Below are 12,184 nucleotides of genomic sequence, written 5' to 3' on the forward strand. Positions count from 1 at the left end.
CGCCGTGGCCTTCGTCCGCGCGGGCTCCCTGCGCTTCCACGTCCAGCGGCTCCCGGCCGCCGGGGCCGACGGTTCCGGCCGGCCCCTGGCCGTCTTCCTCCACGGCCTGGTCGTCGACAACCTGTCCTCCTTCTACTGCCCGTTGGCCCTGCCGGCCGCCCGGGCCGGCCACGAGGTGCTGCTCTACGACCTGCGCGGCCACGGCCGCAGCGAGCGTCCGGCCGGCGGGTACGACAGCCGCTCGGCCGTACGGGACCTCTTCGGGCTGCTCGGCGCCCTGGGCCTGGGCCGGCGCCGCCTGCACCTGGTCGGCAACAGCCACGGCGGGACCCTGGCCCTGCACGCCGCGTTGGCCCGGCCCGACCTGGTCACCGGGCTCACCCTCCTCGAACCGCCGCTCAGCGGGGCGTGGGTGGAGAACATGGTGGACACCCTGTCGGCGGCGGCGCTGAGCCTGGAGGACAGCACGGTGCCGGCGGAGCTGCTGTCCCTGCGGCTGCGCAAGGCCGCCCACCTCACCGCCATCGCCGACGACCTGCTCAACCGCACGTCCCTGATCGACGACATCGCCGGGAGCCGCACCTTCACCCCGGCCGACTACGCCCGGCTGCGCTGCCCTGCCCTGGTCGTCTGCGGGGAGCATTCCGAACTGGTGCCGGGGGCGCGGGAGCTGGTCCGGCACGCGCCGGGGGCGGCCTTGCGGATCCTGCCGGGCCTGGGGCACGACGTCCTCAAGGAGAGCGGCGGGGTGCTGCGGGAGGCCGTGGTGGCCCATCTCGGCGCGACGGCGACGGCGACGGTCGCGTCCGCGGCGGCGGCCGGGCGGCCGCGGGCGGGAGCTCTGGTCCGGTGAGGGTGCTGTTCACGGTCCCGCCGCTGGCGGGGCACGTCAATCCGACGGTGGCCGTGGGGGCCGAACTGGCCGCGCGGGGCCACGAGGTCGCCTGGACCGGTCCGGCCTCGGCGCTGGCCGGGCTGCTGCCCCCGTCGGCCCGGGTCCTGCCCGCCGGGGAAGACCCGGACGGCGGCGGCTACGCCGCGCTGCACGGGCGCTGGCGGGACCTGCGCGGGGTGGGCGCGCTGCGGTTCCTGTGGGAGGAGGCCCTTATCCCGCTGGCCCGGGCGATGGTGCCCGGGGTGGTGCGGGCGGTGCGGGACTTCGGCCCGGACGTCGTGGTCTGCGACCAGCAGGCGCTGGCCGGGCCGCTGGCCGCCCGGCGGCTGGGGGTGCCGTGGGTGACCTCGGCCAGTACCTCGGCCGAGTTCACCGGCCCCTTCACCGGCTTCCCCAGGGTCGGGGAGTGGGTGGCCGGCCGGATCGCGGGGCTGCTCGCGGAGTTCGGGGACGGCGACGGGGACTGGGACCCCCGCTTCTCCGAGCTGCTGGTGCTGGTGTTCTCGACGCCGGAGCTCCTCGGCCCGTGCGTCGTGCCCGCCCCGCACCACGCCTTCGTCGGCCCGGCCTTCGGGGCTCGGCCGGCCGCGCCCGCCTTCCCCTGGCGACGGCTCGATCCGGAGCGGCGGCGGGTGCTGGTGTCCCTGGGCACCCTCAACCAGGAGGCGGGCACCCGCTTCTACCGGGCGGTGCTGGGCGCGGCCGAGCGGCTCGCCGGGGAGGTGCAGCTGGTGCTGGCGGCGCCCCCCGAGCTGGTCGGGGAGGTGCCCGGGCACGTACTGCTCCGGCCGCGCGTCCCGCAGCTGGAGCTGCTGCCGCACCTGGACGCGGTGGTCTGCCACGGCGGCCACAACACGGTCTGCGAGGCCCTCGCGCACGGGCTGCCGCTGGTGGTCGCCCCGATCCGCGACGACCAGCCGATCGTGGCCCGGCAGGTCGCCGAGGCGGGCGCCGGGGTCCGGGTGCGGTTCGGCCGGACCGGTGCCGAGGAACTGCGGGACGCGCTCACGGCCGTGCTGGTCGATCCCGGCCCGCGCCGGGCCGCCCGGCGGATCCAGGCCTCATTCGCCGCGGCGGGCGGGGCGGCCGCCGCGGCCGACCGGTTGGAGAAGCTGACATGACGCCACCTCCGCTCTCCCGGGTCCGCTGGACCTCCGCGGTGCTGCTGGCCGCGCTGGGCGCGGGCACCGTACGGGCCGGCCGCAGGCTGCGGGCGGTCCCGGTACTGCCGGCCGCCCCGCCCGTGTCGGCCGGGGTACCGGGGGCCGCCGGGTGGCGGCTGCTCACCGCGCGCGGCGTGGAGCCCGGTGCGGGCTCCTTCCTCGCCGCCTGCGCCTACGCGGACCGGGAGGGGCTGCGGGTGCTGGACCTGCTGCCCGGGGACCTGCCGGCCGAGCGGGCGCTGGGGCTGCTGAGGCTGGTGGACCCGGCCCGGTACCGGGGCGACCGGCTCGGGGAAGGACGCGGGGCCGGGTTCGCGGTGCTCGTCGCCGAGGAGGTGCTGGAGCGGGCCGGGGTGGATCCGGGCGGGCCGGGCCCGGACGCCGGCCCGGCGGAACTCCTGGCGCTCACCCGGCGTTTGAAGGAGTACGCCGTCGGGGCGACGGGGCTGGCCATCGCCCCGGAGCTGAGCTGCGGGTCCCGGGCCGGGAGCGGCGGCAGCGGTGCCGAGCGGGCCGCCGAGCTGCGGGCGCAGGGGCTGCCGGCGGGGGCCCTGGCCGCCGCCCAGCTGTCCGGGCTGGCGCTGCTGGCCGCCGTCGCGCTGCGCCAGGGGCGGTGGGGGGCCGCCGCTGCCGGGCTGTACTGGCTCCAGCCGTACCTGGCGCTGGGCGGGCCCGGCTCCCCGCTGCGCCCCGCCGGTCTGGCGCGGGCGACCGCCGCCCGGCCGGTGCTCTCCGCCGGCGCCGCCCTGCGTACCGCCGTGGCGGCCGCGGGCGGTTCCCGGGGCGCGGATCCGGCGGCGGCCGGGGCGTACCGGGCCGAGCTGGCCGGGGGCACCGGCCGGTTCTTCGAGGAGCGGCGCGCCGACTGCCCCTGGTGCGGTGCGGGGCCGCTGTCCGTGCGGGTGCGGGTGCCCGACCTGCTCCAGGGCAAGCCGGGCCGGTTCACCCTGGAGGAGTGCCGGGCCTGCGGGCACGTCTTCCAGAACCCGCGGCTGACGCCCGAGGGGCTGGAGTTCTACTACCGGGACTTCTACGACGGGCGGGGCGGCGAGGGCGCCGGCACGGTCTTCGGCCGGCTCGGCGGCTCCTACCGGCGCCGGGCCGAGATGCTCCTGCCCCACACCGTCCCCGAGTCCTGGCTGGACGTGGGCACCGGGCACGGGCACTTCTGCAACGCGGCGCGGGAGGTCTGGCCGCGGACCCGGTTCGACGGGCTGGACATGGGCGACGGGGTCTGCGGGGCGGAGCGGCGGGGCTGGGTGGAGACCGGCCACCGGGGCCAGTTCCCGGAGTTCGCCCCGAAGCTGGCGGGCCGCTACGAGGTGGTCAGCATGTACCACTATCTGGAGCACACCCGGGATCCGCTGGCGGAACTCGACGCGGCGGCCGCGGTCCTGCCGTCCGGCGGCTTCCTGACCGTCGAACTGCCCGACCCGGAGTCGCGGATGGCCCGGCTGCTCGGGCCGGCGTGGCTGCCCTGGTTCCAGCCGCAGCACCAGCACCTGATCCCGGCCGCGAACCTGCGGGAGGCGCTGGCCGACCGGGGGTTCACGGTGCTCGCGGAGGAGCACGGCCCGGCCCACCAGGGCAACGACTTCTTCGGGGCGGTGGCGCTGACGGCGGCCCGGCTGGCCCCCGATCCGGACCGGCCGTGGGGGCCGCCGGCCACCGCGCGGGCGCGGGCCCTGGCCGGTGCGGTGAGGGTGGCGGCCGTGCCGTGCTTCGGTGCGGCGGCGGTCCTCGACGCGCTGCGCACGGCGGCGGCCCGGTACACGGACGGCGGGAACGCCTACCGGATGCTGGCCCGCAAGGACGCGCCGTGACGGCGGCTGCCCGGGCGGGCGCCTCCGGACCCGGCGGACCGGCCGCCTACGCTACCGCCTCCTCCGCCGCTGTCTCCGCCCCCGCGGCCGCCCCCGCCGCCCCCGCGCCGGGCGTCCGCGCGGCCCCGGCCGCCGGCGACCTGGCCCGGCGGGCCACCGCCGATCCGCTGTTCCGGCTGGTGGCCTACGCCCTCGAAGCCGCGCACGGCCGGCCCCCGGCCGCCGTCTGGAGCGCGCCCCACGCCTTCCACCTGGGCTCCCCCGGGCTGGTGGCGGCGGCCGGCTGGCCCGTGGCCGCCGCGGCGGCCCCGCGCTCCGACGGGCTGGTGCGGCTCAGCTCCCTCGGCCACCCCGCCGACGGCTGCGACCTGCCGCTCGCGCCGTCCGGACCGCCGCCCGCGGTGCCCGCCTGGGCCGTGCGGCCGTACGCCGTGCTGCGGGCGCTGGCCCGGGCGGGCTACGGCGCCGGCGGGACGGACCTGCACGTCCAGGGCTCCCTGACGGCCGCCGCCGGGCTGGCCACGGCGGAGCCGGCCGAGTGCGCGGTGGCGCTCGCCGTGGCCGGCGTACACGGCCCGCCGGGCGGGGAGCCCGACCGGGAGCGGCTGGCCCGGCTGCTCGCCGGGGCGCTGCCGGACGGGGACGACGCGCTGCGCCGGGCGGTGCTCTTCGCCCGGCCCGGTGAGGCGCTGCTGCTCGGCGCGGGGCCCGGGCGGGGGCCGCGGTACGTCGGCTTCGACCCGGCCGTCTCGCGGGCCCGCCTGGTGCTGGTCGCCGTACGCGGGGAGCCGGCGGACCGGCCGGGCGAGCTGACCCGGACCGTCGCCCTCGCCCGCCGGGCGGGTGCCCTGAGCGCCTGGCCGCCCGGCGGGCAGCCGGGGCGGAGCGTGCTCGTCCTGCTGCCCGGGTCCCGGCTGCCCGCGGTGCGGGCGGCGGTCGCGGAGGACTTCCGCGGCCGCGGGCGGCCCGTGCCGCGCTTCCTGAACATCGCCGTGGCCGGGGCCGCCCGGCGCGAAGAATGACCGTCCGGCCCCCGTTCCACCAGCATCGAGGAGGAGTACCCATGCCACTTCCCCCGCCGGGATCCCGGCGTCCCGTCACCATGGCCGCGCTGGCCGCGTTCAGCGCGCTCGGCCTGCTCGGCGCCTTCGGCGTCGCCGGCTCCCAGGCGGCCGAGGGCGTCGCCGCCGCTCCGGCGGCGGCCGCCGGGCTGCCGTCGTACGACCACGTGGTGGTCGTCGTGTACGAGAACAAGCAGTACGGGGAGATCATCGGCAGCGCGAACGCCCCGTACATCAACCAGCTGGCCGCCGGCGGCGCGAGCCTGACCGGGATGAAGGCCCTGACCCACCCGAGCCAGCCGAACTACTTCAACCTCTTCTCCGGCTCCACGCAGGGCATCACCGGGGACGGCTGCTACACCCCGCAGTCGATGACGGCGCCGAACCTCGGCCAGGAGCTGATCGCGGCGGGCAAGACCTTCGCCAGCTACAACGAGGACCTGCCGTCGGAGGGTTCCACGGTCTGCACGAGCGGCCAGTACGCGCAGAAGCACAACCCGTGGTTCGCCTTCAAGAACGTGCCGCTGAACACGGGGAAGACCTGGGCGCAGTTCCCGCGGAACGACTTCGCCTCGCTGCCGGACCTGTCGTTCGTCGTCCCCAACCAGTGCAACGACATGCACTCGTGCCCGGTCGGCACCGGTGACACCTGGACGAAGAACAACATCGACGCCTACGCGCAGTGGGCGAAGGCCAACAACAGCCTGCTGGTGCTGACCTGGGACGAGGACAACTACCTGGGATCGAACCAGATCGCCACGGTCTTCTACGGGGCGCACGTGAAGACGGGCACGTACGCGGGCGCGTTCAACCACCACCATCTGCTGCGGACCTTCGAGGACCTGTTCGGCACGGCCACGCACGCCGGGAACGCGGCCAACGTCCAGCCGATCACGGACGTGTTCACCGCCTCCACCACCCCGACGCCGACACCCACACCCACTCCCACGCCCACTCCGACACCGACGCCGACCCCCACGCCCACGCAGGGCGGGCTGAAGCTGGCCGACCCGGGCCCGCGGACCTGCAAGTTCAACCAGTCCTGCACCATCCAGCTCAGCGCAACCGGCGGCCAGGCCCCCGTCCGCTACGCGGCCACCGGCCTGCCCTGGGGGCTGGCCGTGGACGCCGGCACGGGACGGATCAGCGGCAAGCCGTGGGGCAGCGGCACGGTCCAGGTCACCGCGACCGCGACCGACGCCACGGGCACCACCGTCACCGCAGCCTTCCCGCTCACCGTCACCTGGTTCTGAGGGAGGCGTCCGTGTACCTGTCGGCCGGCCGTGCCGCGGACCGGGCCGGGGGCACCCCGGCCGCCGCCCCGCTCCGCAAGGGCCCGCTGAGGGCCGTCCCCGGCACGGTGTTCGCGCTCGGCCTGGTCAGCCTGGTCACGGACGTCTCGGCGGAGATGGTCACCGCCGTCCTGCCGCTGTACCTGGTGGCCGGGCTCGGGATGTCCCCGCTCGCGTTCGGCGCCCTGGACGGGCTCCACCAGGGCGCCACCGCGCTGCTGCGCCTGGCGGGCGGCCGTTTCGCGGACCGCACGCGCCGCCGCAAGCTGGTGGCGGGCGTCGGCTACGCGCTCTCCGCCGGGTGCAAGGCAGCGCTGCTCGCCGCTACCACCCCCTGGTCGGTGGCGGCGGTGCTCGCCGCCGACCGGACCGGCAAGGGCCTGCGCACCGCCCCGCGCGACGCGCTGATCTCCCTGTCCTGCCCGCCCGGTGAGCAGGGCCGGGCCTTCGGGGTGCACCGCGCACTGGACACGGCGGGCGCCCTGCTGGGGCCGGTGGCCGCGTTCGGGGTGCTGTGGGTGGCGGTGGACGGGTACGAGGCGGTGTTCACCGTGAGCGCCTGCGTCGCGATGCTGGGGGTGGTGCTGCTGGTGCTGTTCGTACGGGAGGCCCCGGCGCCCGCGGCGGCCCGCCGGCCGCTGCCGCCCCTGCGGTCCCTCGTACGGGTCCCCGGCCTGGCGCGGCTGTGCGCGACGGCCGCCGCGCTGGGGCTGTTCACCGTCGGCGACGCCTTCTTCTACCTGCTGCTCCAGCGCCGGACCGGACTGTCGACGGCGTACTTCCCGCTGCTGCCGGTGGGGACGGCGGCGGTGTTCCTGCTCGCGGCGCTGCCCGCGGGCCGGCTCGCCGACCGGCTGGGCCGGCGGCGGGTGTTCCTCTGCGGGCACCTCCCGCTGGCCGGCGCCTGCCTGCTGCTGCTCGCCCCGCTGCCTCCGTGGCTGCTGGTGGCGGGGGTGCTCGTGGCGCTGGGCCTGTTCTACGCGGCCACCGACGGCGTCCTCATGGCCGCTGCCGGCCCGCTGCTCCCCGCGGAGCTGCGCACCACCGGCCTCGCGGCGCTCCAGACCGCCCAGGCCCTGGCCCGGCTGGCGGGCTCGCTGCTGTTCGGGGCGGCCTGGACCCTGTGGGGCCCGGCCCCGGCCCTGGCGGCGGCGGCCGCCGGTCTGCTGCTGGCCCTGACGGCCCTCGCCCGGTGGGGCGGAGCGTCCGGGGGCTGACCGGGCGGGCGGGGGGGCGTGAGGCGCTTGCCGTCCGCCGGGCTCGCGCGCCGGGACGTCGTCAGCGGACGGCCGCCTCCTCCCTCGGCGCCGTGGGCGCGCCCGCCTCCCCCGGGCGGGGGCGGCGGAGGGGGCGGGGGGACCACCAGTTGGCGCGGCCCAGGAGGGTCATGGTGGCGGGGACCAGGAGGCAGCGGACCAGGGTGGCGTCCACCACGACGACGAGGGCCAGTGCGGTGGCCAGCTGTTTCATCACCAGCACCTCCCCGGTGGCGAAGCCTGCGAAGACGATGCACATCAGCAGCGCCGAGGAGCTGATGATGCGGGCGGAACGCTGCACTCCCGCTTCCACGGCGAGGTCGTTTCCGGCCCCGGCGCGGTACAGCTCCTGGATGCGGGACAGCAGGAACACCTCGTAGTCCATGGACAGGCCGAAGGCCAGGGCGAAGACCACCACCGGCAGCCAGTAGCCCAGGCCGCCCAGGGTGTGCACGCCCAGGACCCCGGCGCACCAGCCGTCCTGGAACACCAGGACGAGCGCGCCGAACGAGGCGCCCAGGGACAGGGTGTTCATCACGATCGCCTTGAGCGGCAGCAGTACCGAGCCGGTCATCGCCAGCAGCAGGACGTAGCTCGTCAGGGCGATCAGGGCGGCGGCGCGCGGGGCGTGTTCGACGACCTCCGCCCTGAAGTCGGCGTCGAGCGCGGCCCGTCCGGTCACCCAGACGGGGAAGTCGGGCGGGCGGTCGGCCCGGAGCCGTTCCACGAGGCGGGTGGCGGTGGCGGCGTCCTCGTCGGGCACCGGTACCAGGCGGACGACGGCGACCGCCGGGCCCGCGGCGGCCGCCGGTTCGATCCGCTGCACCTGCGGGACGTCCGCGAAGCGCTCCGCCCACGCGCCCAGCCGGGCCGGGCCGGTGCGGGCGACCACCACGACGGCGTCGGGCCGGTGCTGGGGGAACCTCTCGGTGACCAGGTCGGCGAAGCGCCGGGCCTCGGTGCCCGGGGGCAGTTGCAGTTCGCCGACCGGGCTGACGAGGTGGACCCGCAGGAAGGGAGCGGCGGCGGCCAGCAGCAGCACCCCGGTACCGAGGGCGACGGCCGGGGCCCGGCGGCGGGTCCAGCGGGCCAGCGCGGCGAAGGCGCCCTCGTCGGCCTCCTGGCAGGCGCGGGCCCCGATCCGCTTCCCACACGCCACGAGCAGCGCCGGGGTCAGGGTGACGGCGGCGGCCAGCGACAGCAGGACGGTGCCCGCGGCAGCCAGGCCGACGGAGGCGTAGAAGTCGCTCGGGAAGGCGGCCAGTCCGCTGAGGGCGGCGGCGATGACCAGCGCCGCGAACAGCACCGAACGGCCGGCGCTGCCCATGGTGCGGACGACCGCGTCCGGGACCTCGTGGCCGGCGGCGCGTTCCTCGCGGAACCGTCCGACTGTGAGCAGCGAGTAGTCGACGGCCAGGCCCAGCCCCACCATCGTGGTCGTGGACAGCACCGGGGAGGTGAGGTCGTACCAGCGCGACAGCAGCAGGAGCCACAGCATCCCGGTGGCGACCGTGCTCACGGCCGCGACCAGGGGTACGGCGGCCGCCACGAGGCCTCCGAAGAGGAGGTACACCACCAGCAGGGTCACCGGGAGGGTGATCAGCTCGGCGCGCCGGGTGTCGGCCAGCGTCCGCCGGGCCACCTCGGCGCGGGCCCGGTCGCTGCCGCCGAGGGTCACCGTGACCCCGGGCAGGGCCCGGTGCACCGCGCGCAGCCGGGCTTCCACGGCCCGTTCGCAGCGCCGGCGGTCCTCCCCGGCCAGGTCCCGGTCCAGCCGTACGGAGAGCAGGGCCGCGCGGTGGTCGGCGGCGTACGCCCCTGCGGTGAGGGGGGTGACGTCGTGTACGCCGGGGATCGCGGCCAGGTCGCGGCGTGCGGCGGCGAGTTCCCGCCGGAGGGCGGGGTCGGTCACCGGCGCGCCGGACACCACCGCGTCGGTCTGGCCGCCGTACGCGCGGACGCCGTCCAGCAGCCGGTTGCCGCGCACCGACTCGTGGGCGGCCACGCTCCAGGGCCGCCGGTCCAGGCCGTCCATGACCGGTCCGGCGGCGGCCGCTCCGGCGCCGAGGAGCGCCAGCCACAGCAGCAGGACGAGCACGTGCCGGCGTACGCAGACCAGGGCGAGGCGGGCCGGCACCGTGCTCAGGGGGCGCATCGGCGGCCTGCGGTGAGGTAGCCGGAGCCGATGGTGACGTCGCCGGGCCGCTCCACGGTCAGCCGTACGAAGCCGTCGCCGCGCCCCGTGCGCAGGGGTTCGAGGCATCCGGTGTCGGCGGTCAGCCAGGGCGAGTCGGCGATCCGCACGGTCACCGTGCCGGGGCGGGGCACGCGCACGGTGACGCCGGCCGCGTCGGAACTCCGTACGCGGGCCGGCGGGTCCACGAGGGGCACGGCGTCCCGGACGCGGTAGATCCGCCAGTTCCGGTCCCGCCACACCGGCTCCAGGTACGCGGGTCCGGCCTCGACCAGGGCGCGTTCGGCTTCGGAGGCGGCGTCGGGCGGGCCGTCGTGGAGCACCACGAGGCCCACGGCCCACCGGTCGAGCCAGGCCCGGTAGGCGGCGGGGGTGAGGGGCCCGTCCCCGTAGAAGAGGCGGCCGCGTTCCACGTCCGCCTGCCGGTTCCAGCCGCGCGCCAGGCTGACGTACGGGGCGAGGACGGCGGCCTCGCGGTGGCTGCGCGCCATGACGGCCTCCACCCGGGTGCGGCCGGCGCCGAGCCGGCCGAGCTCCGCGCGCACCCCGTCGGCGTCGGCGGCCCAGGCGGGGACCTCGACGGTGTCGCCGAGGTGGGCGGTGGTGTTCCCGCCCGCCCAGAGCAGGCAGAGGGCGAGTCCGGCCCCGGCCGCGGCGCGGCGTACGCGGCCGGTCGCCGTCGCGGCGGCGGCGAGCAGGAGGGCGGGTGCGGCGAGGTCGGCGAGCCGCTCGACGTTCGTGCCCATCGGGGAGGGGACGGCGTAGGTGAGCACGACGGCCGCCGCGTACAGAGCGGCGGCGCGCCTGACCCACCGCCAGGCGTGGGGCGCGGCCGCGAGGACGGCCAGCGAGACGAGCAGCGGGGGCCAGATCCGCTCGGACGGCATGGGCTGCTCGCCGCGGAAGGGGAAGAGGCGGGCCGTCAGGGCGATCACGGCGCAGGGCGGCAGGAGCAGGACGGCGGCTTCGGCGGTCCGGCGGCGGGCGGGCAGGAGTGCCGTGCCGGCCAGGGCGAGGAAGAGTCCGGCGACGGGGCTGGCCATGGCGGTGAGGGCCGCGCAGAGCGCGGTGGCGGTGAGCCGGCCCGCCCGGCCGCCGGGCCGCCCGGGCAGGGCGCCCAGCAGCGCCGCGAGCCCGAACGCGACGCCCAGGACGAAGGTCGTGCGGCCGGAGGCCACCTGGCACCACAGGGCGAGGGCCGCCGCCAGCGCGGGCCGTTCGGGCGACCGGACCCCGCCGCGCGCGCAGATGAGGCCGGCGAGCCAGGTGGCGGTCAGCCCGCCCGCCACGGTGACGGGGACCACGCCGAAGACGGCCATGGCGTAGGGGGACACGAGGCTGTAGGCGGCGGTGTGCAGCCCGCCGTGCCAGGCGAGGTTGTACGCGGAGCCCGGGTGGCGGGCGGCGAACTCCGCCCAGGCCGTCTGGGCGGCGAGGTCTCCGCCGCCGGTGGCGAGGACGGCCGCCCAGACGGCGTACAGCGGCAGCGCGCAGCCGGTCGCGACCGACGCGGCCCGGAGGGTGAGCGGTACGACGGCCGGGGCCCGCCGGGTGAGGGCGACTGAGGTCATGGGCGGCTCCGGTCGGGGGCTGTGCGCCGGGGTGGCGGGGGCAGGACGGGCGGCGGCCGGCGGGAGGGGCCGTCCCCGAGGTGGGGGGCGACCCCGGGACGGGGGCCGCACCGTCCAACGACGGCGGGCGGCCGGTGTGGCGATGTTCCGGTGGTCCGGCACCCGGTCGGCGCCACGGGGCCGCCGGTCCGCACGCCGGCGCTCTGCCGTTCGGGTGACGCACCGCCACGTCCCCGGCCCCGCTCCCGTTACCAGCTCGGACTCCCCGATCCGGGGCTCGTTTCGGCTACAGCGAAGGAAAGTTCTCGAATGCTGAAGAAGATGATGGTCACCGCCGCAGCCACCGCCGCCGCCGTCGGCGCGGGTGCCGCCGTCGCCGCCCCGGCCATGGCCATCGGCAACGACAACGGGATCAACACCGTCAACGGCAACGGCGCCCAGCAGATCTACGGCAACCAGAAGACCGCCGGCGACATGAGCCCCCAGCTCGGCGTGGTCCAGGGCACCCTGAACAAGCCCTGCATCGGCCTGCCGGTCAAGGTCAACGCGCAGTCGATCCTCGCCCTGATCAACGTCGGTGTCCAGGACATCAACGTCCTGTCCAACCCGCAGAACCAGCAGTGCACCGAGAACTCCACCCAGGCCAAGGGCGACGAGCCGCTCTCCCACATCCTGAGCAACATCCCGGTCCTCTCCGGCAACGTCTCCGCGGGCAGCTGACACCCGGCCACCGCTGCTGAGCGGGCCGGCCGCGGGCGTGCGCACGAACGCCCGCGGCCGGCCCATCCGCGTGTCCGGAACCGTCTCCCCGGTCCCCCTTCCCCGGCCCGCTGTCAGTGCGGCCGTCTCCTGTTCGGTCAACTGACCACACGGACAAGGGGAGGGCGTCGTGCGGCGCTGGGAGTACGTCGGCGGAGGGTCGTCGAAGC

Annotated in this window: 9 protein-coding genes; 7 read left to right on the forward strand and 2 right to left on the reverse strand. The window is 77.2% G+C overall.

What is annotated here, in order from left to right:
- Positions 1–4 precede the first annotated feature (4 nt).
- From AC069X_RS05780 to AC069X_RS05805, 6 genes are read left to right on the forward strand one after another with little or no spacing between them, the layout of a single operon-like run.
- Positions 5–853, forward strand: a complete 849-nt coding sequence (locus AC069X_RS05780) for an alpha/beta fold hydrolase (protein WP_478725486.1) — start codon at positions 5–7, stop codon at positions 851–853.
- Positions 854–855: 2 nt separating this feature from the next.
- The gene (locus tag AC069X_RS05785) at positions 856–2,016 is read left to right on the forward strand and encodes a glycosyltransferase (protein ID WP_478725772.1); all 1,161 of its coding nucleotides are present in this window, start codon (positions 856–858) and stop codon (positions 2,014–2,016) included.
- On the forward strand, positions 2,013–3,881 hold the full coding sequence (locus AC069X_RS05790) for a class I SAM-dependent methyltransferase (protein ID WP_478725488.1): 1,869 nt from the start codon (positions 2,013–2,015) through the stop codon (positions 3,879–3,881). Before AC069X_RS05785 ends, AC069X_RS05790 begins: the two co-directional genes overlap by 4 nt.
- Positions 3,878–4,903, forward strand: coding sequence for a galactokinase (locus AC069X_RS05795; RefSeq protein ID WP_478725490.1), 1,026 nt, complete (start codon positions 3,878–3,880; stop codon positions 4,901–4,903). Before AC069X_RS05790 ends, AC069X_RS05795 begins: the two co-directional genes overlap by 4 nt.
- A 41-nt stretch (positions 4,904–4,944) precedes the next feature.
- Positions 4,945–6,195 (forward strand): alkaline phosphatase family protein, encoded by a 1,251-nt coding sequence (locus AC069X_RS05800; RefSeq protein ID WP_478725492.1) that lies wholly within the window; start codon positions 4,945–4,947, stop codon positions 6,193–6,195.
- A gap of 11 nt (positions 6,196–6,206) precedes the next feature.
- Positions 6,207–7,451 carry an MFS transporter gene (locus tag AC069X_RS05805; RefSeq protein WP_478725494.1) on the forward strand — a complete coding sequence of 415 codons (1,245 nt, stop codon included), beginning with the start codon at positions 6,207–6,209 and terminating at the stop codon, positions 7,449–7,451.
- A gap of 61 nt (positions 7,452–7,512) precedes the next feature.
- Here the strand turns inward: AC069X_RS05805 and AC069X_RS05810 are convergent, their stop codons facing one another.
- Entirely contained in the window at positions 7,513–9,645 is a 2,133-nt protein-coding gene (locus tag AC069X_RS05810) for an MMPL family transporter (protein ID WP_478725496.1), read from the reverse strand.
- Entirely contained in the window at positions 9,633–11,255 is a 1,623-nt protein-coding gene (locus AC069X_RS05815) for a hypothetical protein (RefSeq protein WP_478725498.1), read from the reverse strand. Before AC069X_RS05815 ends, AC069X_RS05810 begins: the two co-directional genes overlap by 13 nt.
- 309 nt (positions 11,256–11,564) lie before the next feature.
- On the opposite strand from AC069X_RS05815, the gene AC069X_RS05820 reads away from it, so the two are divergent.
- The gene (locus tag AC069X_RS05820; RefSeq protein WP_478725500.1) at positions 11,565–11,975 is read left to right on the forward strand and encodes a rodlin; all 411 of its coding nucleotides are present in this window, start codon (positions 11,565–11,567) and stop codon (positions 11,973–11,975) included.
- The last annotated feature ends 209 nt before the right edge of the window (positions 11,976–12,184 follow it).

The organism is Streptomyces sp. NPDC043896 (assembly GCF_056435605.1).